21 protein-coding genes and 1 pseudogene are annotated in these 22803 nt (G+C 40.3%); 6 read left to right on the top strand and 16 right to left on the bottom strand.

The features are described 5' to 3' along the window. Nucleotides 1-2: 2 nt before the first annotated feature. The 8 genes from ftsZ to mraZ are packed head-to-tail and all read right to left on the bottom strand — an operon-like array spanning nt 3 to nt 8118. Nucleotides 3-1430, bottom strand: coding sequence for a cell division protein FtsZ (gene ftsZ / locus T530_RS0100110; protein ID WP_027727255.1), 1428 nt, complete (start codon nt 1428-1430; stop codon nt 3-5). Nucleotides 1431-1486: 56 nt separating this feature from the next. Further along, complete coding sequence (ftsA, locus tag T530_RS0100105) at nt 1487-2758, bottom strand: cell division protein FtsA (protein ID WP_027727254.1); 1272 nt, start codon at nt 2756-2758, stop codon at nt 1487-1489. Between the two features lie 10 nt (nt 2759-2768). After that, the gene (locus T530_RS0100100; RefSeq protein WP_027727253.1) at nt 2769-3629 is read right to left on the bottom strand and encodes a cell division protein FtsQ/DivIB; all 861 of its coding nucleotides are present in this window, start codon (nt 3627-3629) and stop codon (nt 2769-2771) included. A 44-nt stretch (nt 3630-3673) separates the two neighbouring features. Next, nucleotides 3674-4864, bottom strand: coding sequence for an FtsW/RodA/SpoVE family cell cycle protein (locus tag T530_RS13060; protein WP_081773631.1), 1191 nt, complete (start codon nt 4862-4864; stop codon nt 3674-3676). Continuing rightward, on the bottom strand, nt 4865-6334 hold the full coding sequence (murF, locus tag T530_RS0100090) for a UDP-N-acetylmuramoyl-tripeptide--D-alanyl-D-alanine ligase (protein ID WP_027727252.1): 1470 nt from the start codon (nt 6332-6334) through the stop codon (nt 4865-4867). A 19-nt stretch (nt 6335-6353) separates the two neighbouring features. Then, entirely contained in the window at nt 6354-6659 is a 306-nt protein-coding gene (locus tag T530_RS0100085; RefSeq protein WP_038073180.1) for a septum formation initiator family protein, read from the bottom strand. Nucleotide 6660: 1 nt separating this feature from the next. Beyond that, complete coding sequence (gene rsmH / locus T530_RS0100080) at nt 6661-7647, bottom strand: 16S rRNA (cytosine(1402)-N(4))-methyltransferase RsmH (protein ID WP_009105829.1); 987 nt, start codon at nt 7645-7647, stop codon at nt 6661-6663. A 27-nt stretch (nt 7648-7674) separates the two neighbouring features. Then, nucleotides 7675-8118, bottom strand: coding sequence for a division/cell wall cluster transcriptional repressor MraZ (mraZ, locus tag T530_RS0100075; protein ID WP_009105828.1), 444 nt, complete (start codon nt 8116-8118; stop codon nt 7675-7677). 162 nt (nt 8119-8280) lie between these two features. Here mraZ and T530_RS0100070 point away from each other — a divergent pair, with 162 nt between their 5' ends. Continuing rightward, entirely contained in the window at nt 8281-9015 is a 735-nt protein-coding gene (locus T530_RS0100070) for a hypothetical protein (protein WP_027727250.1), read from the top strand. Between the two features lie 44 nt (nt 9016-9059). Here T530_RS0100070 and T530_RS0100065 read toward each other — a convergent pair whose 3' ends face one another. Further along, nucleotides 9060-9782, bottom strand: coding sequence for a flagellar filament outer layer protein FlaA (locus T530_RS0100065; RefSeq protein ID WP_027727249.1), 723 nt, complete (start codon nt 9780-9782; stop codon nt 9060-9062). After that, the gene (locus T530_RS0100060; RefSeq protein WP_027727248.1) at nt 9782-10546 is read right to left on the bottom strand and encodes a flagellar filament outer layer protein FlaA; all 765 of its coding nucleotides are present in this window, start codon (nt 10544-10546) and stop codon (nt 9782-9784) included. The genes T530_RS0100065 and T530_RS0100060 overlap by 1 nt, the downstream gene beginning before the upstream one ends. Nucleotides 10547-10777: 231 nt before the next feature. Between T530_RS0100060 and T530_RS0100055 the strand changes: the two genes are divergently transcribed. Continuing rightward, nucleotides 10778-11782, top strand: a complete 1005-nt coding sequence (locus T530_RS0100055; RefSeq protein ID WP_027727247.1) for a class II fructose-bisphosphate aldolase — start codon at nt 10778-10780, stop codon at nt 11780-11782. A 312-nt stretch (nt 11783-12094) separates the two neighbouring features. Here T530_RS0100055 and T530_RS13055 read toward each other — a convergent pair whose 3' ends face one another. From T530_RS13055 to T530_RS0100040, 3 genes are read right to left on the bottom strand one after another with little or no spacing between them, the layout of a single operon-like run. After that, nucleotides 12095-13549, bottom strand: a complete 1455-nt coding sequence (locus T530_RS13055) for a D-alanyl-D-alanine carboxypeptidase family protein (RefSeq protein ID WP_051537671.1) — start codon at nt 13547-13549, stop codon at nt 12095-12097. Between the two features lie 2 nt (nt 13550-13551). After that, nucleotides 13552-14652, bottom strand: a complete 1101-nt coding sequence (gene aroC, locus T530_RS0100045) for a chorismate synthase (protein WP_027727246.1) — start codon at nt 14650-14652, stop codon at nt 13552-13554. Nucleotides 14653-14683: 31 nt separating this feature from the next. Beyond that, nucleotides 14684-15943 (bottom strand): POTRA domain-containing protein, encoded by a 1260-nt coding sequence (locus T530_RS0100040; RefSeq protein WP_038073175.1) that lies wholly within the window; start codon nt 15941-15943, stop codon nt 14684-14686. A 159-nt stretch (nt 15944-16102) separates the two neighbouring features. Here T530_RS0100040 and dapA point away from each other — a divergent pair, with 159 nt between their 5' ends. From dapA to T530_RS13050, 3 genes are all read left to right on the top strand, one after another. Beyond that, nucleotides 16103-17017 (top strand): 4-hydroxy-tetrahydrodipicolinate synthase, encoded by a 915-nt coding sequence (gene dapA, locus T530_RS0100035; RefSeq protein WP_027727244.1) that lies wholly within the window; start codon nt 16103-16105, stop codon nt 17015-17017. 155 nt (nt 17018-17172) lie between these two features. After that, nucleotides 17173-18270 (top strand): aspartate-semialdehyde dehydrogenase, encoded by a 1098-nt coding sequence (gene asd / locus T530_RS0100030; protein WP_027727243.1) that lies wholly within the window; start codon nt 17173-17175, stop codon nt 18268-18270. 212 nt (nt 18271-18482) lie between these two features. Continuing rightward, nucleotides 18483-20090, top strand: a complete 1608-nt coding sequence (locus tag T530_RS13050; RefSeq protein ID WP_051537668.1) for a carboxylesterase/lipase family protein — start codon at nt 18483-18485, stop codon at nt 20088-20090. Between the two features lie 207 nt (nt 20091-20297). Here the strand turns inward: T530_RS13050 and T530_RS0100020 are convergent, their stop codons facing one another. From T530_RS0100020 to T530_RS0100010, 3 genes are all read right to left on the bottom strand, one after another. Then, entirely contained in the window at nt 20298-21011 is a 714-nt protein-coding gene (locus T530_RS0100020; RefSeq protein WP_027727242.1) for an MORN repeat-containing protein, read from the bottom strand. 272 nt (nt 21012-21283) lie between these two features. Next, nucleotides 21284-21850 (bottom strand): WG repeat-containing protein, encoded by a 567-nt coding sequence (locus T530_RS0100015; protein WP_027727241.1) that lies wholly within the window; start codon nt 21848-21850, stop codon nt 21284-21286. A 25-nt stretch (nt 21851-21875) separates the two neighbouring features. Next, a complete protein-coding gene (locus T530_RS0100010) occupies nt 21876-22409 on the bottom strand; it encodes a hypothetical protein (protein ID WP_156011470.1) in 534 nt (177 codons plus the stop codon). A 175-nt stretch (nt 22410-22584) separates the two neighbouring features. Here T530_RS0100010 and T530_RS0100005 point away from each other — a divergent pair. Then, nucleotides 22585-22803, top strand: a pseudogene (locus T530_RS0100005) (IS110 family transposase); the annotation flags it as partial.

Here is a 22803-nt window from a genome sequence, read left to right as displayed (position 1 = left end):
ATTTAGTCAGAAAGATTAATTCCACGACCAAAGTTCATGTTAGACCAGATTGCAGGCTGATTGATGTCGTTTCCGCCTTTATATCCTTCAGGAGGTGAAAAACGGTTCATTACTGCGCGGCTTGCAATTGAAGGTTCTGTATCTTCAAAAAGTGAGCGTCCAAGGCTTCCGTTCTGCTTTTCTTCAGGCTTTTTAACAGCTTCAGTATTCATAGCTGCAGCAGAAGCTACAGGTCTCTGAGCTGCCGGCTGAGCAGCAGGTTTAGAAGAAGCCATAGCGGCAAATTCCTTTCTTGAAACAAAATCTCCGCCAATCTTATTTGTAGGATGAAGAATTCCGTTCAATTCAGAAGAGCGCATAACGTTTTCAGAATACTGAACAGGAGTTTTTTCAACTGCCTTTTCTTCTGCAACAGGCTCAACAGCTTCATTTTCAGGCTTTTCAAAACCAGTAGCAATTACAGTTACGCTGATTTTTCCACCCAAATCCGGCTGAGTAACCTGTCCCCAGAACATATTGTAATCTTTATCAGCAGAAGCAGTTACAATCTTACAGATTTCACCAACTTCACTCAAAGAAATTTCTTCAGATGCACAGATATTAACAAGAATATTCTTAGCGCCGTCAATATGAGAATCTTCAAGCATTGGATTATTGATAGCGGCATAAGCAGCATCTGCGGCGCGGTTTTCGCCTTCTGCAATACCAATACCAAAAATTGCATTTCCCTGACCGCTCATAGCGTTACGAACGTCAGCAAAGTCAGTATTTACATCACCTGGGTTTGTAATGATATTTGAAATTCCTTCTACACCCTGGCAGAGGATTTCGTCTGCGCGGCGGAAAGATTCCTTTACAGTTGTATTTTTATCGATTGTATTGAAAAGCTGTTCATTTGGAATGACAATCATTGAGTCAACCATAGAATGAAGTTTTTTAAGACCTTCGCGAGCCTGGCGCATGCGGACATTTCCTTCAAAAACGAAAGGAGTTGTAACAACGGCTACTGTAAGACAGCCAAGTTCCTTTGCAATGCGGGCAACAACAGGAGCAGAACCAGTACCAGTTCCACCCCCCATACCTGCTGTGATGAATACCATATCAGCGCCGCGAAGTTCATTTGTGATGAGTTCTTTATCTTCTTCAGCGGCCTGCTCACCGACTTCAGGGCGTCCACCGGCACCAAGACCTTTAGTTACCTTCTGTCCGATTGCAAGTTTTGTAGGCGCGTTTGAACGGCCAAGAGCCTGTAAGTCTGTATTTAAAACAATGAAATCTACGTTATTAAGTTCGTGGCTTATCATGCGGTTAACTGCATTTGAACCGCCGCCGCCACAGCCCACTACCTTGATTACAGTTGGGCTTGATTCTGCATAAGCTTCGTTAAAATTAGACTCTTCATCCAAGATTGAAATATTTAGATTTCCCACTTTTTATTCCTCCCTGTGTTTTTCCCCTAACACATTTCCCCAATATCCATTATATACTAAAACAGCGATTTGAAAATCTTTTTAAGCACACCTTCGCCATCTTTTTTTTCTTTTCTGTCAGCAAAAGAACGGTGTTTTTTACGCGAATCTTTGCTGGCCGGCATATTTTTGCTTGCAAGAACAAGGCCAATTACAGTTGCAAAAGCAGGATTTCTGTAATCTTCTTCTATACCACCTAGATTTTCCGGGCAGCCAAGACGAACAGATGATGTTCTGAACACATTCTGAGCAAGTTCAATAACACCTTCCATCTGGGCTCCGCCTCCGGTAAGAATAATGTTTCCAGAAAGCTTTTTGATTGAATCATCGGTATTTTTTATGATTGTAGCCTTTACCATTGTAAAAATCTGCTCCATACGAGCCTGAATTATCTGGCAAAGCTGACTTTTCATAATTACTTCAGGAGCGCGGCCGCCAACACCCGGCAAAACCACTTCCTTATCATTCTGCTCATTAATTAAAGGAAGCCAGCAGCATCCGGCTTCAATTTTCTTTTCTTCTGCAGTAGCTGATGAAATACCAGTTACAATAGAAATATCATTTGTTACAAGATTTCCGCCGACAGGAACACTTGCCGTACTTACAGGAGCGCCGCCTACCAGAACGATTACATCTGTTGTTCCCGCACCAAGGTCAATCAGAATTGAGCCAAGTTCCATTTCGTCTTCATGACAAACGGAAAAAGTCTGGGCAAGAGTTTTAAGCATAACGCCGTCAAGAATATAACCTGCGCGTGAAATTGTAGAACGCATATTCTGAATGATTGTGCGGGCAGCAGTTACAATGTGAACTTCAACTTCCAGACGAGTACCTATTCTGTGAATTGGATCAGAAATTCCATGATAACCGTCTACAATATAATCGCGTGGAATTACATGCAGCTTTTCGCGGTCTTCCGGAACTGGAACCGCAGTTGCATTTGCAATTACACGTTCAACATCATCATTTGTAATTTCTTTATTATTTCTGCCGTTAGGATTTACTGCAACGCCGCCTTTGTGGGTGGCGCTTTCAATTTGAGAACCGCCGATAGCCGTAATCACCGAATTAACATTAATTCCGGCATTCATTTCAGCAGCACTTATAGCTTCTTCAATAGCAGCTTTAGCATCTTCGATATTAACAATTACACCGTTTCTAAGACCCGCAGATTTCTTAGATGCAGTTCCGGCAATCTGAATCTTTCCGTTTTCGTCATATTCACCGATTGCGACCCTGATCTCACTGGTTCCTATATCCAATCCAACTGCAATTCTATTTTCAGACATTAAAAAAATCCTACCTTGTTTTATAAGAAACCGAACCGTATCGCAAATCAACTTCCGTAACATTTGAGCCGAGCTGATTTACAACGTCAAGTACTATCATCATATACTTTAACGCCTCTTCATTCAATGAGCGGTCGGTCAGTACCTTTACTTTTGCCTGAGCCGGAATAAGAGCCAGCTCATAGTTGCCTGTGTCTTTTGGAAGCACACAGATTTCTGAAACAGATGCAAAATACTGCTGAGGAAGAGATTTAATTCTTGCAATCTGATCAATAAGAGGGCGGTATTTCAAAGGAATACGCATTCCCTGAGCCATGTATTCAACAGGAAGACCGGAAATAATTGGCATATAAGAATTATCACTTACTTCTGAAGCGCGCTGAGGGAAAATTACGCCGTTTTTATCAATTTCAAGGGCAGAAGAAATTCCGTTATCCATAAGGAAAATCATTGCAACAGGCTTTCTCTCTTCAACCTTGATTAAGATCTTATCAGGGAAGTGCTTTTCAACAATAACGCTGTCAATTCCAGCATCGTTCGAAATTACAGCCGCAGCCTGATCTACATCAAAATCAAACCAGTTTGCGTTAGAAAATGGAGCAAGCTTTTCTGCAAAATCTTCTGGAGTATAAGAAGACAAGCCAGTAACTGAAATCTTCGGGCTTGAAAAACTTGGAAGGATATATTTATAAACAACCAGTTCAGCAACAAGAAGAAAACAGAGAATTGCAAAAATAATTTTTATGGCTTTAATTTTTTTATCAGCAGAATCGTCCTGAGTATCAGCAACATCCTCATCCTGGAAATACTCATTCAAATCTGCCTTGTCATCATCAAGATAATCGTCAAGCATCAAACTTAAATCACTCATAACTTTTTTTTAAGCAGTAAAACTGCCTTACTCCCCCTAACTCCCTATTTTAAAACCGAAAAAGTATTCAAACTTATTTCTTCATATTTTTTTTCTTTTACAATTCCTTCGTCTGCCCTGGAGGCATTCAGGATAAATCCGCACATGGCTAAGGTCACAATTATTGATGAACCGCCAAGGCTGAAAAATGGCAGCGGAATACCCGTTGAAGGTAAAAGTCCGCAGACAACCATACAGTTAATTATCGACTGAATAAAGATAATCGATACACAGCCGAATGATGCATAGCCGGTAAATCGTGAAGGACTATTGAAAGCCGCAAGATAGCCGCGCCAGGCAAATACACACAGAAGGACAAAATAAGCAAGAACTCCGCAGAAGCCCATTGCTTCAGACCAGCCTGCAAAAATGTAGTCGGCCTGAACTTCCGGAATGCTGTTTATTTTGCTAAGTCCGCTTCCGATTCCGTTTCCCCAGAAACCGCCGGCACTTATTGCCCTTTTGGCAGCCAAAGTCTGGTAGTTTACAGAAGAAGCAAACTCATCAGGTCTTAAAAATCCGATAATTCGTTCCATTCGGTACTGTTCCAGAGTAATCAGAAGAATTACAGCCGGAATTGCAACGAACATAAATGGAAAAAGCCATCTTAGCTTTGTTCCCGAAACAAAAAACATCAGAATTCCGATAATTGCAAGAAAAACTCCGGTTGAAAAGTCTTTCTGAGCCATTACACAGCCGACAAAAACAAAAAAGCCTACTACGCAAGGGAAAACAGTCTTTTCATCTTCATCAAGAATTTCTTCCTGCTTTTCAAAGTAGTTTGCAACAAAAAGAACAAGGGCAAACTTCATCAGTTCCGAAGGCTGAAAAGTAAAGTTCATTGGCATTTTAAGCCAGCGGCGGGCGCCGTTCTTTTCAATTGAAATGCCCGGGAAATATGTAAAAATACAGCTGATTATGGAAAAAAGCACAATCAGAAATACCAGTTTTCTTACAAAGGACATGTCACTTACAAGAAAGAACATAAAGAGGACAAAGCCTGCAAGAGAACAGATAAGATGGCGGTTTACAAAATAATAAGGATTTCCAAAACGGTTAGATCCCAGTCTCTGAGAACAGATAAAGATTGAAAATACGCCAAGTCCCCAGAGCAAAATCATTGAGACAAAAAGGAGCATATCAACCTTATGATAATTTTCAGAAGGCTTGTTTGCGTAAAAAGTAAAACTTTCCACTTAGCGGGCCTCCTGCATTACGGTAACAGTTTCGAGCATTTTTTCGTAAACTTTTACAAGATTCATGCTGTTAGAACCTTTTAAAACTACGATGTCATTCTTTTTAACTGCATGATTAATTGTCTTAACAATCAAATCAAAAACATCATCAGTATTTTTTTCGAACCAGAAAACGTTAGGACGGTTTTTGATCAATTCATAGGCAGCCTTCATTTCATTGCCGACAAGGAAAGTATAATCAGGCTTTACTTCAAGAATTTTCTTACCGACAGCTTCGTGAGCTTCTTTTGCATTTGCGCCAAGTTCTTTCATATCGCCAAGGACAAGAAGCTTTCGTCCGCCGTTATCAAGCTTGTCAACAAAAGTAAGAAGCTTATCCATTGAATCAGGATTTGCGTTATAGCAGTCCTTAATGATTGTAATTTCAGCGCCATTGCGGGTCTGGAAGGTAGATGTTTCCATACGTCCGCTTACAGACTTCATGCTTTCAAGCCCAGCTTTGATTTCCTGCTCAGAAATACCAAGCTCTTCTGCGCATTCAACAACGGCAAGGGCATCATAATAATTATGTTCACCGCTCAAAGGAAGCTTTACGTTTACTCCGTTAATTTTAAAATTAATTCCAAAAAGGCCGTCATCCTTAATAAGCTGAATGCTCCAGCGGCCCTTATCTGTATTATCAGCGCCGAATTTTACGATTTTTCCTTTTACGTTTTCTGTACAGAAATCAGCAAATTCATCGTTAGCAGGAACAAAAGCAGCGCCGTTTGAAGGAATATAATCAAGAGACTTGCGTTTTTCGCGGGCAATATTTTCCTTGCTGCCAAGAATTCCAATATGAGCAGTTCCAATATTGGTAATAATTCCGTACTGAGATTTAAGAACTTTTGAAATTTCTCCGATTTCGTTTTCACGGTTCATTCCCATTTCAAAAACTCCGATTTTATGAGCCTTACGAATATTAAAAACAGAAAGAGGAAGTCCTGTTTCAGAGTTCAGGTTACCCTGAGTATGAACAACAAAATCTTCACCATAATGCTGTTTTACAACACTCACCATCATCTCTTTTGTGGTAGTCTTTCCGCTGGAACCGGTAATACTAACCTTTGTTAAATCAGAAAACTTTTCTACATATTTTTCGGCAGCATCCTGAAGCCCGTGAAGGGTATTTTCAACTGCAACAAAAAGTACAAAAGGATTTTCAGCAGCAAGCTTTTCATAAAGACTGCCATTTTCTGAAAGTTCAGCTTTATTCAACAATACAACAGAAGCTCCGGATTCAATTGCCTGAGGAATATATTTGTGACCGTTCTGAAACTCACCTACAAGAGGAACAAACATTGAATTTTTGCAGACATTACGGCTGTCAGTAACAACGTTTGTAAAATAGCAGTCTGCGCCGTTTTCCAAAGCAGCACCTGAAGTACCAGAGATAAGTTCATCTTTTGTTAACAAGGATTCTTCTTTCATAAATACTCTCTCGCTATTTTTATTTTTTTCTTTCGCCGGTCATTTCAACACGGACTATATCTTCTGCCTGAGCCTTGTGCATTCCAAGATCTTCAACGGCAATTTTTTCAATTCTATCTGCACTTGAAAGGACACTTATATCACTTACAAGTTTTTTGTTCTGTTCAATAAGTTCTGCCTGCTTACGTTCCAGATCACGTAAATCCTTTTCCAGGTCTGTATAACGCTTTGCCTGAACAGCATAAAGGTAAAGCATTACAGGAATAGACAAGGCAAGCGCGCAAAGCAGCACTTTCTTAAAAAAATCTCCAATTTCAACTCTCATTCTAATATCCGATTACTCCATCCAACCTGAAATCTGAAGCCTGGCAGATTTTTTTTACCACGCGAAGCTTAGCACTTCTGGACGGACTGTTAGTTTTTATTTCTTCTTCAGAAGGGCAGACAGGTTTTCTGGTAAGGATTTCTGCACACTCTTTGCCGCCGCATCTGCACTGAGCAACTTCCGGCGGACAAACACACTGTTTTCCCAGATTTCTGAAGTAATTTTTTACAATTCTGTCTTCAAGGGAATGGAAAGTGATAACTCCCATTTTTCCACCCACATTAAGACAGTTAAATGCATTATGAAGAGCCTGTGGAAGACGCTTAAGTTCACCGTTTACGGCAATACGCAAAGCCTGGAATGTTCTTGTTGCCGGATGAATCTGACCATAGCGGTAATTTGCAGGCACTGCATTCCAGATAATTTCTGCAAGATTTTTTGAAGATTCGATTTTTCCGCCGTTACGGGCATCGCAGATTGCCTTTGCAATGCGGCGGCTAAGTTTTTCTTCACCATAGAGGTAAATCAAATCAGCAAGCTTTTCTTCCGGAAGATTATTTACAAGGTCAGCTGCAGACTCGCCTGCATTTTCATTAAGGCGCATATCAAGTTTTTCATCATAACGGAAAGAAAAACCGCGCTCAGATTTTTCATAATGAAATACAGAAATTCCAAGATCAAAAAGGATGATATCAGGCTTTTTGAAATCAGAAGGATAATCTGCATAAAAATCCTGAAACCAGCCGCTGTAAAAATGAACACGATCTCCAAAAGGCGCAAGACGCTCTTTAGCACGAGCCTGAATTACAGGATCTGCATCAAGACAGTTGAGTTCAAGATTAGGAAATTTTGTCAGAAAATTAAAAGAATGGCCGCCCTCCCCCGTAGTTGAATCAACCATAACGGCATGATTTTCGTACGGTTCCCCCAACGGCGCCAAATACTCGAGACATTCATTCAAAAGAACAGGTGTGTGAACAATTTCCAACTTTCTAACTTCCTGACCCAACTTTATTTAGAAGGTGATGTCACTGAATTCTTCCATTGCTTCCTGGAAAGATTCAGAACTTTCATCTTCGCACTTTTTATATTCAGCAGAATCCCAAAGTTCTATATATTTTGAAATACCCAAAACAGTACAGTCCTTTGAAAGCCCTGCATATTCGCGCAAGCTCTGTGGGATAGAAAGTCGTCCGTTTTTATCAAACTCTACTTCCTGGGCTGGAGCAACAAAGTGACGGACAATCTGTCTGTCTTTAGATTTCATCATTGATGCATTACCCATAAGTTTTGTCTGAAATGATTCCCATTCTTCCGTAGTAAAAAGCCATAAGCAGCGTTCTGAACCTTTAGTAACAATAAGTACATTCTGATTTACAGCCGTTCTCAGTTTAGCAGGAAATGAGAGACGTCCCTTTTCATCGATCGTATTATTGTATTCACCAGTTAATAGATTCATACCCACTTAACACCACTTTTTACCACTTTTTCCCACTTATCTATCATTTTATACCAAAATTTTCTAAAGTCAATCCATTTTTTTACCGATAATAACTAAATATTATCATTTTTTATAAAAATCACTTGATACAGATTTACTAAAAATATTAATAGCAAAATTATGTCTAATTTCTCCATTCTAAATGAAAGCAGCCTGCACAATACCCTGAAAAAGCTTTACGCATACCAGACAGATGGCAAAACTGAGGTTGAAAAATACGGGCACATTTACGACATAATCACAAAAGACGGTGAGATAATTGAAATCCAGAATAAAAACCTTAAGCAGATTTTTCCCAAAATTAAGGACACTTTAGAAAAAGGATTAAAAATAAAAGTTGTTCACCCTGTTGTAATTACTAAAAAGATTGAATTAAAAGATAAAGATGGAAATATAATAAAAAGAAGCCGCAGTTCTAAAAAAGGTTCTGTTTATGATGTTTTTCGTGAAGCAGCAGGAATCTACCAGATTTTATTTGAGAAAAATTTTACGCTCGAAGTTCCGGAAATTGATATAACTGAAATAAGGGTTCAGGAAGAAAGTCTTGTTCAGTCAAAAAATAACAGAAGAAGATACAAAAGAGACTGGAATAAAATAAATAAAAAGCTGAACGAAATAAATAAAATTCACACTTTTAAAAGTCCGGAAGATTACCTTTCACTACTCCCAGCTTCACTAGCGGAAGAATTCTGCGCAAAAGATATTGCAAAAGGACTGAAAGAAGAAAAACTTTGCCCTGCAAGAATATACAATAACTCAAACCTTATCATATGGTTTCTTAAAAAAATTCAGCTTATCTCAGAAACAAAAACAGAAAATAAAAGCCATTACTACAAAAAAGTCATTCAGGCATAAAAAAAAGCGGCTCTAAAGCCGCTTTTTTTTATTCAAGGTTTATATTACCAGTTATCTACCATATCATCTTCATCATGATTTTCGATATCGTACAAGTCTGTTACAGCTCTCAAATCATCAAGATACATGTAGAAGTTTCCTTTTGCCTGAACTGGGTTACAGTCTACGCGGAAACCAATAATTCTAAGACCAGGCTTATCACCAAAGTAAGCGTTAGCCTGAACGATACCATGCTCTCCATCAGGACTTGGAGGAACTACACAAGTAAGTTTCTTCCAGCCGCTGAATCCAAGATTACCAAGGTAAAGTTCAAAGTTGCTTCCAAAATAATCCTGAACAAGAACATACATATCATGCTGCTGATTACGTCCACAAACCCACAAAGAAATTGTTTTTACAGTTCCTTCAATTGGCATTGGACGACCAGATTTAATTGTAAAGGAGTTGATACCACGGCGGAAGAAAGAAACTTTTACACCGTATACCTGTGCATCATCTTCTTCTTTACCTTCATCTTCTTCCAAAGGCTCTTTCATAATTGGGCTACCCTGAAAAAGACGTCCGCGGATTACACCGTCATCAGATGAAATATGAACATTCCATGAACCTTCGCGCTCGAACTTATCTACAGATACTTCGCGCAAAGATGCCATTGCTGAATCAGCACCAACATTTTCTGGATCTGGATCACCCAAACTTGTATTCTGAGCAAATGAAATTCCAGCAAACAAAACTGCAACTGAACAAAGAGCTAACAACCTTTTCATTATTCACCATCCTTAACTTCATCACTGCTTTCAGAATCAACGGCACTTTCAAAAACATCACGAAGGTCATAACCATCATAAATGTCAGAAAGAGTATTAGTAGTATACTTGAGTTCATCAAAGAAGATAGCGTAATCATCTACGAACTCACCGGCATCCGAACGAATTCTAAATCCTACAAAAGTCATGTTTGGAGGACCTGAGCGGAGCTTTGAATGCTGACAGAGCCATCCAGGGATTTTTACAACGATATTTCTCCATCCAGAGAAAGCAAGACTTCCTACCTTAAGAACATGTACTGTACCGTTTGCATCACGTACAAGCATTTCAAGATAGTAATTATAGTTTGCACCCCATACCCAGAAATCAACTGTATTTACAGTTCCCTGGAATACAGGCTCAAATGCTTTATCATCTTTTGTAGGGAAAACTTCAAACCAGTTATCGCCTTTTCGTTTGTATGAAACCTGAACACCAAGACACTTGCGCTCTCCGTCCATACCACGTTTAAGCACTGCCAATGAATTTGAAATACCATTAAAATATTCCAATTTAGGGAAACCATCAGCCACAAAGCGGCTGGCCTGTACACCCCATTCCCAGCTGTATTTCTGTCCAGCATACAGATAATCCTGTGCGCCAACAGAATCAAAATCGTCCATCAATACTGTAGCAAGACTTTTGGCACTTGGCTGACTGAAAGCAGGTAAACCAATGACAAAAAAACATGCAAGACCAACTAAGACTTTAAGTCCCCTTTTCATGCAATACTCCTTGAATCTTATATCATTCCGATATGGACATTAACGTCCCCTTTGTAATATCGGCATAATATCACAAATTAATTACTAATTAAATTATATTTTCTATAATTATCTTTGTCAAATATAAAAAAAAGTATCTATATAAAAAACTTTCATTGAACAAAATCCTTGTTAATTTTATAATGCATTAAATAAATCTCAGGCAATAATTGCCTAAAGAAAGGAAGTAATATGGCTAACGTTAATTACAAAGATCTTGGTCTTGTAAACACACGCGATATGTTTGCAAAGGCTATGAAAGGCGGATATGCTATCCCAGCATTCAACTTCAACAATATGGAACAGATGCAGGCTATCATTATGGCTTGTGTTGAAGCTAAGTCTCCTGTTATCCTTCAGGTTTCAAAAGGCGCACGCGCTTATGCAAATGCAAACATCCTTCGTAACATGGCTCGCGGTGCTGTAGAATATGCACACGAACTGGGATGTGATATTCCTATCGCTCTTCACCTTGACCACGGTCCAAGCTTTGAAGTAGCAAAAGACTGTATCGATAACGGATTCTCATCAGTTATGATCGACGGTTCTGCTCTTCCTTATGATGAAAACGTAGCTTTGACAAAGAAAGTTGTTGAATACGCTCACGCACACGATGTTACAGTAGAAGCTGAACTTGGTGTTCTTGGTGGTGTAGAAGATGACGTTGCTGCTGAAGAATCAAAATATACAAAACCAGAAGAAGTAATCGACTTCACATCAAAAACAGGATGTGACTCTCTTGCTATTTCTATCGGTACATCACACGGACGCTGTAAGTTCACTCCAGAACAGTGTACACGCACTGCTGACGGTGTTCTTATTCCACCTCCACTGGCTTTCGACGTTCTCGAAGCTATTGAAAAGAAACTTCCTGGTTTCCCAATCGTACTTCACGGATCTTCTTCAGTTCCAGTAGAATACGTAAAAATCATCGAACAGTACGGCGGAAAAATCCCTGATTCAGTTGGTATTCCAGAAGAACAGCTCCGCAAGGCTGCTAAATCTGCAGTTTGCAAAATCAACATCGACTCAGACGGACGTCTTGCTATGACAGCTGCTATCCGCCGCCACTTTGTTGAGCACCCTGGTGACTTCGACCCACGTCAGTACCTGACACCAGCCCGCGACGAACTCAAGAAGATGTACATGCACAAATGTAAAGACGTACTTGGATCTGCAGGTCACGCTCTCGACTAGCCGATAATAGCAGAACCGTTAAAAACCGAGCTGCGACAGCGGGTCGTTAGCCCGAAGGGCTAATCAAGCTGATTTCAGCGACGTTTAGGTTCTACATGAAAACGGCTCAAGCGGTGCGACTATGCGCACCGCAACAGAAGACTGCCTTTTCAGGCGGTCTTTTTTTTATAGCCACAGATGGGACACAGATATTCACAGATGATTATACGACTTGCGCTTTAGCGCAAGTTAGGCAATGTTTACGGGTATTTAGAGAGAATAAGTTGCATTACGACCATTGCAAATCTGTGTCTCATCTGCGTTTATCTGCGGCTATTTTCTTATAAGGCAGTCTGCGGCTCGAACGAAGATATTTGATTTTTGAACGGAACGGTCGCTGACGAGAGGGATTTGACACAATTCTGTTTCGCCGACTTTTATGGCAATATTTCCAAGAACCTGGCCCGCGGCAATTTTAGATGGATATTCTTTCTGATTTGTAAGATTAATCTGAGCAGTAACAAGTCCCCTGCACTCATCAAGGCTTTGACCTGCAATAAAGGGAATTGTTACGGCATCATTCCAGGCAGAGATTAAATTAAGAGACTTTTCTTTATAACCGTAGATTTTTGTAAAAATCTGAAGACATTCCTGAGGAAGATCGTAATTAAAGAAATTTGAAAATGCCCACTCCATAAGTTCACTGCCGTCGTGGACGCGGCCAGCCTGACCTTCGGCAGTGTTAGAACCGGGCCCTTTCATGGTTACAGAAAGGAAGCGGGTGCCGTTTCGCTCTGCTGTAAGGGAAAGATTATAGCCGCTTTCGTCGATGTAACCGGTTTTTAGACCGTCACAGCCTTCAAGCTTTCCTAGAAGAGGATTTGTATTCTGCTGGTAAATCGACATGGTGATATGGCGGGGTAAGCCCTGTGAAAAATCCTGTGGCTGCAGTTTGTCGCCGGGAGCAAGATTTTTTTCTTTCGGATATTTAAAATCACGGACTGAATGAAACTTCTTAAGCGACTGAGGATGATTTTTTAAATATACACGGCAAAAGGAAGCCATTTCATAAGCTGTAGTTGTATTTTTTTCGCTGTAACCGGAACTTTCTTCAAAAAAAGTATGAGGAAGATTCAAATCGTAAGCAATCTGATTCATGCCGTCAACAAAATTTTCCATATTGCCGCAGGTGGCATAGGCAAGAGCATAGGCGGCATCATTTCCCGAACAGATTGAAAGACCAAGCAGCAGTTCTTCAAGAGTGACCTTCTGCCCTTCTCCAAGGAACATAAGGGAAGAGTGAGGCGGCATATTGCAGGCCCAGCTTTCCGGCGGAAGGGGAATTATCTGGTCATAGGAAAAACGGCCTTTGCGTACTTCTTCTTCAACAAGATACATTGAAAAAAGCTTTGTCATGCTGGCAGGAGGAATAACCTCGTCAGCATTTTTCTGATACAGGATGCAGCCGTTTGCTGTATCAATTAAGATTGCAGACTCTGCGCGAACATCAAGGTTTCGGGAGCCTAAATTATATGGAAGAGATTTTAAAATCTGATATTGAGACGCATAGCGGGTCTGAAGCTCTGACTGTAACAAAAGACATTCGTCAGAAGTCAGGACACGGGCAGATGTAAGTTTTGCAAACTGATTAGAACGGATTGCAGTGAAAAGGGCGAAGCTGGCAAGGAGGAGGATGCCTATAACCCCAAGGCGGACTGCAAGTTTTTTAGCAGGTTTTTGGGGTAATGAATCAGGGAAAGACTTTGGAGTAATATTGCCGGTAATCATCTTTAAAAATCAACCTTTGAAGAGCGATTTTGCAAAAGCAGGTCGGCAAGGACAAGCTGAGCCATGGCTTCAATAACGGGAACAATTCGCGGGCAGAGGCATACGTCGTGGCGGCCCTGAATCTGAAGCTGAGAAGATACAAGGCTGTCACCCTCGTGGCGGACTGTATTCTGAGGCTTAAAAATGCTTGGAACAGGCTTTACGGCTACGCGGAAAATGATTTTATTTCCGTTTGAAATGCCGCCTAAAATTCCTCCGGCGTGGTTGGTATCAAAGACAGGGGCGCCGTTTTCTGCGTGCATGGCGTCATTGTTAGTACTGCCAGTAGAACGGGCAGCTTCAAAGCCGTCACCAAACTCAATTCCTTTTACTGCGCCGATTGAAAGCATGGCGTGGGCAAGAAGAGCGTCCAGTTTGTCAAAAACGGGCTCGCCAAGACCGGCAGGACAGCCTTCTACAAGGCATTCTATAATTCCGCCGGCTGAGTCGCCTTCTGAGCGGAGTTTTTCGATGGCTTCGTTCATTTTAAGGGCAGAGTCTCCATCCGGGGCACGAAGTGGATTTTTTTCTATTTGACTAAGATCACGTTTTTCTGCCTTGATTCCGGCAGCTTCGATTGTGTAGGCGGTAACTTTTATGCCGGAAAGCGAAGTAAGGCATGCGGCAACTGCCCCGGCTGCAACACGGGCAGCTGTTTCGCGGCCGCTTGAACGTCCCCCTCCCCGGTAATCACGGAAGCCGTATTTTGCATCGTAGGTAAAATCGGCGTGGCCGGGACGGTAAGAGGCGGCAATATTTGAATAGTCCTTTGAATGCTGGGAAGTATTTCTGATTAAAAGTGAAATCGGTGTGCCTGTTGAACGGCCTTCAAAAAGGCCGGAAAGAATTTCAACTTCGTCAGCTTCCTTGCGGGCAGTAACAGAAGCGTTTAAGCCCTGCTCTCCCCAGGCACCGGGACGGCGGCGGTTTAAGGCAGCCTGAATAAAATCGCGGTCAATTTTTACCCCGGCAGGGCAGCCGTCAATCACGCAGCCAAGAGCAGCTCCGTGACTTTCACCAAAAGTTGTAACTCTAAAAACTGAACCAAAACTATTTCCTGACATTTTATCCTCACTTTTTTATTGGACTGAGCGGCTAGAAACTCACACCGAAGCTTCCCGCAAAGTAAAATTTATTTTTTGTTGCGTTATAGGCAAGTCCCATGCTGACTGCCGGAAAGGCAAGGCCTGAAAGATAAACTTTTGAACCCACATTAAAGCCCTGGCAGAACAAAAGGCTGTCATCAAATTCCTGGGCAAAGACAAACTCATAGTTTCCGTAGATGGAAATTGTTCCGATTTTTCTGTGCTGGAAAACAGCAAATTCCAAGCCTGAAGCGGCGCCTGCAATTTTTGGAGATGAAAATTTATCATCAAGAATTGTGACGCAGGCAGTTCCCTTCTGAAGGTTATCTGTTATAAGGCCGTTGAAAACAATTCCAGCTCCCGAAAGGACATTAAGCCTTAATTTTGGAATCAAAGGCTGCTGAACTTTTACGCTGGCCGAAAGACTTTCTGTAAGGTGAGCTTTTGTATCTATATAAAGACCGCCATTTAGGCCGAAAGAAGTTTCTGAAAGAAAAACTCCGTTCCAGTTCTGGTCAGAAATTTTCCAGCCGGTGTTTGCCCCGAATTTATTGCGGCGGTAAGCGTCAGGGTGAACGTCCGTGTCATAAGGAAAAAAGCCCTGATAAGTAAGACCGCAGTCTAGATTATTATAGCGGTCCAGCTTGAATAAAATTGCAGTTCCAAGACCGGCATTAAAGTTTTCTATTTTTAAGAGTTCGTCGCCCTCTGCATTTCTAAAGAAGGCGTTCTGTTTGCTGGCAGAAGCATGAACTCTGAAGCCTGGCGCCCCGATTCTTGGCGCGTGGGAATAAAGTCCCAGGACCATTGTGTTATTCGGTGACCAGAGAAGACCTGTAACAAACATATCCTTCTGACCGCCGGCATTCATGTCCATTACAAAGCCACCCACCATAAAACCGGTTGATGAAGAATACATTGCAAAAGGAAGAGGAATAAAGGCGATTTTTTCCTTTACATTGATATTAAGTTCTACAGTGCCGCCATCGGTAAAGGATGAAGAAAACTCTATTGAAGAAAAAAGATTCATCGCCTGTAAATCTGATTCAAGATTGCTTTTTGATTTTGAATTGTAACGCTTTCCTATATAGGATTTAAGGGAATCCTGGAGGAAAGACTCTTTGGTGCGTTTTAAACCTATAAAAGAAATTTTTGAGATTACAGGGCCGTTCTGGTTTGGAAGGGATTCCGAAGGAGCGCTTAGGCTGGCATCCTGGGAAGGGGCGCTTTCGGACGGGTTGAGATTTTGACTGTGTGCGACTGAGGACATCATCATTAATATAGAAAAAAGAAGAAATAATCTGCGTGCCAAAAATTCAACCCCGTTTCAGAAATTTAATTCTACTTAATTTATTCAATATAATTGAATTAACCGTAAAAATATAATAGTATTTTGCAAGAAAAAAATCATCTACACAGGAGATTTACCATGAACATTTTTAAGGGTGCTTTTACGGCGCTGATTACGCCGATGAACAATGATGGTTCAGTTGACTACGAGGGCTTCAGAAAAAATGTCAAATACCAGCTTGAGCAGGGAATTGACGGCCTTGTACCTCTTGGAACCACTGCAGAAACTCCTACTTTGGACGAGCGTCCAGGTCAGGAAGAGGACAAAATTATTGAAATCGTATTCGAAGAAGTACGAGCCTTTGAAAAAAAATCTGGTAAAAAAATCCCTGTAATTTTGGGTGCAGGCTCGAACAACACTCGAGATGCAGTTATGTACTGTGAACGCGCTAAAAAAGCAGGAGCTGATGCTGCTTTGGTCGTAACTCCTTACTATAACAAGCCTTCAAAAGAAGGTATCTACCAGCACTTTGCGGCAGTTTCGAAGGTTGGAATTCCAATCATCGTTTACAACATTGCAGGACGCACAGGATTGAATATTCCTACTGATTTGCTTGCCCGTATTGCTGAACTTCCTAATATTGCCGGCGTAAAAGAGGCAAGCGGTTCTGTTGCACAGATGATGGAAGTAATCGGTCAGGTTAAGGCTAAAAATCCGGACTTTGCTGTATTGAGCGGAGATGACGGTTTGACTTTACCTTTGATTGCAGCTGGCGGAGACGGAATTATTTCTGTTGCTTCTAACATGATTCCAGCCTTGATGCATGATCTGGCAGCAGCCGGTCTTTCAGGCGATTTTGTAAAGGCCCGCGAGATTCATTATCGTCTTGCGCCTTTCTTCAAGGCTGAATTCTGCGACGGAAACCCTTCTTCTATTAAATATGCAATGAACGTAAAGGGAATGGCTGCAGGCGCTTTGAGATTGCCTCTGGTAGAGGTAAACGACGCTGCTAAGAAGCAGATTGAGCAGGCTATTAAGGATTGTGGTTTATAATAGGTTATAGGTGCTAGGTTATAGGTGCTAGGGTTTTAGGGGCGTAGCTCCTAGGAGAAGGGGTGGCGAGCAACAAAGTGCGAGCCAGGGGAAGGCATCCCCCTCCTAAAACCTGAAACCTGGAACCTAACACCTAAAAAAAAGGAGATAAGGATATGGCAGATAAAATTAAAGTTGGTGTATTAGGTGCTACTGGTATGGTAGGCCAGAGATATATTAAATTGCTGGAAGATCATCCATGGTTTGAAGTTACTTATGTTGCAGCTTCTCCACGTTCGGCTGGAAAACCTTACTGTGAAGCTGTAAAAAACCGCTGGTTGATTGGTTCTGATATTCCGGCAGGCGTTGCAAACCTCATCGTAGAAGACGCAAATGATGAAAAGAAAGCCATTGGAAAATGTTCATTCGTTTTCTCTGCTTTGGAAATGGGAAAAGATGAAATCAAAGCTCTGGAAGCTGCTTATGCCGCTGAAGGAATCCCGGTAGTTTCTAACGCATCTGCTAACCGCTGGACAGAAGATGTTCCAATGCTGGTACCGGAAATCAACTACGCTCACCTTGATGTAATTGCAGAACAGAAAAAACATCACGGCTGGGACAAGGGCTTTATTGCAGTAAAACCTAACTGTTCTTTGCAGACATACATGATGCCTATTCACGCTCTTATTCAGGCCGGCTACCCAATCAAAAGAATGATTGTTACAACTCTTCAGGCTACCTCTGGTGCAGGATACCCTGGAGTTTCTTCATTCGATATGATTGATAACATCGTTCCGTTTATTGGCGGTGAAGAAGAAAAGACTGAAAAAGAATGCCTTAAGATTTTGGGTACTGTAAAAGACGGAAAGATTGAAAACGCTTCTTACCCTATCGTTTCTTCTACTTGTACACGTGTACCTGTAGTAGACGGACATACAGCTTGTGTAAGTCTTGAATTTGATTTGCCTGATGACAAAAAACCAAGCCTTGAAGAAATTGAAAAAATCTGGACTTCTTATACTTCAGTGCCACAGGAGCTTAAGCTTCCTAGCGCACCAGAGCATCCGATTGTTGTTCGCCACGAAGAAAACCGCCCTCAGCCACGCCGTGACCGCGAGACTGAAAAGGGAATGGCCTGCGTTATCGGACGTCTTCGCCCATGTAACGTATTCGACGTTAAGTTTGTAGCGCTCAGCCACAACACAAAACGCGGAGCAGCACTCGGCGGTATTTTGAACGCAGAACTTTTGAAGGCTAAAGGATTCTTTGGTTAATAGCCACAGATGACGGGTGGATAATGTATTAGCCACCCGTCAAACGCGTTTGTCAAGGCTTTAAGCGAAGCGTGCCTTGACGAATGCGTATGGACACAGATAAACACAGATAGTTTTTCTGACACGGATAAACACGGATTTTCACGGATGTGAGGATTCGTGTTTTTTATTTAACCACACTTCTGCTTTTCTATGTTATAATTTTGATTCGTATGAAAATTACGATTATTATTTCTGTTTTTATAATTCTTACGTTTAGTTCTCTGGCGCTGAGTTCCTGTGCGACTACAAAAAACGCTGCAAAACCTGTAAATGAAAAAAATCCACATGAGACAAAGATCATTCACGTAAGTGGCGGAGATATACAGGGAATCTGGAATAAAGATAAAAGTGTTGAAATTTTTGCGGGCATTCCTTTTGCGGCTCCTCCAGTGGGAGACTTACGCTGGAAAGAGCCACAGGACGTAATTCCCTGGGAGGGAGTTTACAAGGCAGATCATTTTGCGCCAATGGCAATGCAGAATCAGCTGGGACGATTCCTGAACTTTTTATATAACGCTTATACACATCAGAAAAAGAGCAGAACCTATAAGGCACCTATGAGTGAAGACTGCCTTTATCTGAACGTATGGAAGCCCGCTGATTCTAAGGCTTCTGAGCCGCTTCCTGTGCTTGTTTACATTCACGGGGGCAGTTTAAACAGCGGACAGAGCTGGTACGAAAGTTATGACGGAGAAAATCTTGCAAAAGAGGGAATTATTGTCGTTACCATTGCCTACCGGGTAGGAATTTTCGGCTACCTGGCAGATTCTGAACTTAGGGAAGAAAGCCCTCACGGAACGACGGGAAACTACGGGCTCTTAGACCAGATAAAAGCCCTGGACTGGGTCCGCAAGAATATAAGGGCATTTTGGGGTGATGAAAATAACATCACGATTGCGGGGGAATCCGCAGGGTCATCATCTGTCAATGCGCTATGTGCAAGCCCTTTGACTAAAGGGACCTTCCGGCGCGCCATCGCGGAAAGCTCTTCGATTGTAGAAGAAACTCCTCCCCACACCTTCCGAACGATGGAGGCGGCATTGAAAATGGGAGAAGACGTAAAGGCTGAGTTTGGAGTAAAAAGCATAGAGGAGCTCAGAAAGATTCCGGCAAAGAAACTTTTGAAAAGCCGCTATGACCACAATTCGATGACGGTGGACGGCTACGCGCTGGTAGAAAAGCCTTACGAAACTTACAGGAAAGGGCTCAATCACGAAGAAGCGCTTTTGAACGGCTTTAATAAAAATGAAGGAGCAGCTTTTACCTTCTTTACAAAGGTAACTGCAAAGTCTCTTCCGGAAATGATGAGACCGACTTTTAAAGACAGGACAGAAGAATTTTTTGAAAAATATCCTGTCAAAAATGACAGGGAAGCAAAGACCTTATATAACGACATCTTTTCTGCCTGGTGCTTTACAAAGCCACATGATAAATGGACAAAGACTGTTGCTGCCCAGGGAAGGCCGGTCTGGGAATATTATTTTTCACGGGAAAACGGAAGCATCGGTTCCAACCATTCTGGTGAAATGATTTATGCTTACAGAAACGTGCCGCGAAACAAGTATTACAGCGAAAAAGATTTTGAAATTGAAGAAATAATGTCCTCTTACTGGATAAACTTTGTGAAAACAGGAAATCCTAACGGAAATGACACTTTGGGGCGTGAACTTCCCATGTGGGAAGAAAGCGCGGCAAGCGGAGGACTGCTTTTAGAAATCGGGGACGAATGCCGAATGAGGGAAGATCCGTTCAGGGGATTCTACAAGTTTTTGAAGTGATTTAACTTAGCTATAAATAAATCAGATTTGAAATCGGTACTACTGAACAATCTACCCATTTTATAAGTTCTTCCGACTCAAAAATTGACAGTTCAAGGTCGCAAAGGTCTTTTTTATGCTATAAATCAATCAGTTTTATTATTACTCAAACTAATTGCTATTTGGTGGAATAAGGAAAACCTATACATATATCAAATTTGTGTAGGTCTATTTTTTCATTTTTTTTATTTTAATAAGCCAAAAACAATTAGATAGAATAAATATAAAAATAAGCAATGCAGTAGAAAGATTTATTTCAACTTTTTTCTTACCAATTAAATATCCATTTTTATAGATACCCTTCTTTGTTTTTCCATTGGCATAAATAAATGTTCCTTCACCTTCAAAAAATCCATTAGAAAAATTACCAATGTATTTTTGACCATTTGCAAATGAATATACACCCTTTCCATTAAAATCACCATTTGAAAAATGACCTGTATATGTATCTCCATTTGCTAAAACGTAAAATCCATTACCATCTGGTTTACCATTTAAAAAATCACCAATATATGTATTCCCATTAGATAATAATTGTTTTCCTTTTCCATTAAATATTCCATCTTTTATATCCCCTTCATAGCTACTTCCGTCAAAATATTGATATTTGCATTTTCCAGTCATTCTGCCATTAACGAAATCACCTGAATATGAAAATATGCTATTAACATATTTTCCTGTACCATTATATAATCCATCCTTAAAATCCCCCTCATAATATGATCCATCAGGAAATATTTGTTTACCTTTTCCATTAAAAAGATTATTTTCTATTTCTCCTTGGTAGAATGAGCCATCGGGTAATTGAATTCTATCTGATATAGAATGAGCATCCATACAAATAGTTAATAATAAAAAACTTATTAGATAATATTTTTTCATTAGTTTATTTCCTCCTCAGATTTACGATAATTTTAATAAGAAAAACCGAATAATTTTCTATATCAAAATAGTGTATAAAATCCTGCTTTTTGTTTTAGAGCAAGTTTTTTTTCGGTTCAAACCTGTCATATTCACTTAAAAAAGGCCTTTTTACGGCTATAAATCAGTCAATTCTTCTCTTAGTCCTGCAAATTTGTATTTGTAGGACTAAGAAACAGCGTTTTCATCAATGTTGAACACACTAGATGCAGTGTGTTCATAAGTAAGTTCTACTACTTTGAATAATCAAAAATCATGCCATCCTTTCGAATATAGCCATCAATGCCGTTATGTCCATACTTAAAAGGAGCCATTCCATTTTTAAAGATTCCAATATCATAAAACTTAGGTTCAACAATAATATCTCCAGTTTTATTCATAATGCCTACAAGTTCATCATTGTCTTTTTTTGAAACAGTAAACATTTTTTCACCGATATAAGAATTATCACAACTCAACATATATCCTTTTGGTATATAATCAGGCTCTATATTATCGGTTATATAGTTTTTATATACATCAGAGCTATATTTTAGTTCTTTTAATCCCTGTACTTTTTTTTGCTCTGTATTGATATAATAAGATTCATATCCATCATCAACCAAAGCAATTCCATTTATAAAATCTGTTTCATTTTTATATATGCATGGAATTTTAATATCACCATTATAATTAATAAATCCCCACTTTCCGGAAATTTTTATTCTGTATAACTGATTCTCATTATTTGTAATTGCAGCTTTATTGCATCCTAAGAAAAAAAACAATGAAATTATAAATAATTTAATTTTTTGTGTCATAAAGCAAATTAATTCCTCTAAATTATTAGTGATGCTTATAATACATATCTAGCATTTTCTCTTGTGGTGTTTTTTGGGGAGTATTTTCAGAGGTCTGATTTTGAGATTTCTGAACATAGTCATCAGCATCTCCTAAGGAATAGAATTCTAGTTTTCCCCACCCGTCATTTTTAAATTCATCTTCAGAAGCATATGAAAACTTTTCCGAATAACCACCCGGCATTGTATCTTTTAAGGATTTATCACATGGATACTTAGTGCACTCTGCAACATCTACAGTACCATCTTCATTCAGACAGGCTATCAATACATGATTAGGTGTTGATTTAGATTTTTGAGTTTGTATTACAATATTTGTTCCAAGCGACATATTGTCAGACAAAGAGTCTTTTAAATTTTCACGATGTCCAGATGCATTTGTCTTTGATGCATCCCCCCACTTCTCACTAAGATTAGAATCTGGATGGGCTTCTTTTTCAACTTTTTGAGTCCAAGCATCACAATCATTTGTTCCTGCTTCATAAGCTTCTGATATATGATTGTCAATAGCTGCTTCCATTTTATCGGACCACATACCTGTAGGGTCTATATAGTGTACCGGATTATTAGCTGCGTAGGCAAACAGAACAATATGTAGTGCCTCACAGGTTTGCAAAAATCGAGGATTTAGTCTAATACTCTTAATTATAACAAAACAAAGCATGACATTACCTCATGCAAAAAGGAGACACTACATGAATAGTATAATTTACATTGGAATTGATGTCCACAAGAGTTCTTATTCTTACTGCGCTTATTCAAAAGAAGAAGACTGTTTTTTCGCAGAACATAAAAGTGAAGCGGATTCAAAAAATGCAATCAATTACATAAAATCCGTTATAAAAACGACAGGCTCTGAAGAACCGGTCCTTGTTGGTTATGAAGCTGGCCCTACAGGTTATAAACTTTGTAGA

Source organism: Treponema sp. C6A8 (genome assembly GCF_000619925.1).
Classification (GTDB): domain Bacteria; phylum Spirochaetota; class Spirochaetia; order Treponematales; family Treponemataceae; genus Treponema_D.
This window is presented reverse-complemented; position numbering and strand designations above follow the sequence as displayed.

Coding starts and splice junctions, on each gene's coding strand:
- ftsA (WP_027727254.1), bottom strand. CDS start 2,758: ATGTCTGAAAATAGAATTGCAGTTGGATTGGATATAGGAACCAGTGAG.
- T530_RS0100100 (WP_027727253.1), bottom strand. CDS start 3,629: ATGAGTGATTTAAGTTTGATGCTTGACGATTATCTTGATGATGACAAG.
- murF (WP_027727252.1), bottom strand. CDS start 6,334: ATGAAAGAAGAATCCTTGTTAACAAAAGATGAACTTATCTCTGGTACT.
- T530_RS0100085 (WP_038073180.1), bottom strand. CDS start 6,659: ATGAGAGTTGAAATTGGAGATTTTTTTAAGAAAGTGCTGCTTTGCGCG.
- mraZ (WP_009105828.1), bottom strand. CDS start 8,118: ATGAATCTATTAACTGGTGAATACAATAATACGATCGATGAAAAGGGA.
- T530_RS0100070 (WP_027727250.1), top strand. CDS start 8,281: ATGTCTAATTTCTCCATTCTAAATGAAAGCAGCCTGCACAATACCCTG.
- T530_RS0100065 (WP_027727249.1), bottom strand. CDS start 9,782: ATGAAAAGGTTGTTAGCTCTTTGTTCAGTTGCAGTTTTGTTTGCTGGA.
- T530_RS0100060 (WP_027727248.1), bottom strand. CDS start 10,546: ATGAAAAGGGGACTTAAAGTCTTAGTTGGTCTTGCATGTTTTTTTGTC.
- T530_RS0100055 (WP_027727247.1), top strand. CDS start 10,778: ATGGCTAACGTTAATTACAAAGATCTTGGTCTTGTAAACACACGCGAT.
- T530_RS13055 (WP_051537671.1), bottom strand. CDS start 13,549: ATGATTACCGGCAATATTACTCCAAAGTCTTTCCCTGATTCATTACCC.
- aroC (WP_027727246.1), bottom strand. CDS start 14,652: ATGTCAGGAAATAGTTTTGGTTCAGTTTTTAGAGTTACAACTTTTGGT.
- T530_RS0100040 (WP_038073175.1), bottom strand. CDS start 15,943: ATGTCCTCAGTCGCACACAGTCAAAATCTCAACCCGTCCGAAAGCGCC.
- dapA (WP_027727244.1), top strand. CDS start 16,103: ATGAACATTTTTAAGGGTGCTTTTACGGCGCTGATTACGCCGATGAAC.
- asd (WP_027727243.1), top strand. CDS start 17,173: ATGGCAGATAAAATTAAAGTTGGTGTATTAGGTGCTACTGGTATGGTA.
- T530_RS13050 (WP_051537668.1), top strand. CDS start 18,483: ATGAAAATTACGATTATTATTTCTGTTTTTATAATTCTTACGTTTAGT.
- T530_RS0100020 (WP_027727242.1), bottom strand. CDS start 21,011: ATGAAAAAATATTATCTAATAAGTTTTTTATTATTAACTATTTGTATG.
- T530_RS0100015 (WP_027727241.1), bottom strand. CDS start 21,850: ATGACACAAAAAATTAAATTATTTATAATTTCATTGTTTTTTTTCTTA.
- T530_RS0100010 (WP_156011470.1), bottom strand. CDS start 22,409: ATGGAAGCAGCTATTGACAATCATATATCAGAAGCTTATGAAGCAGGA.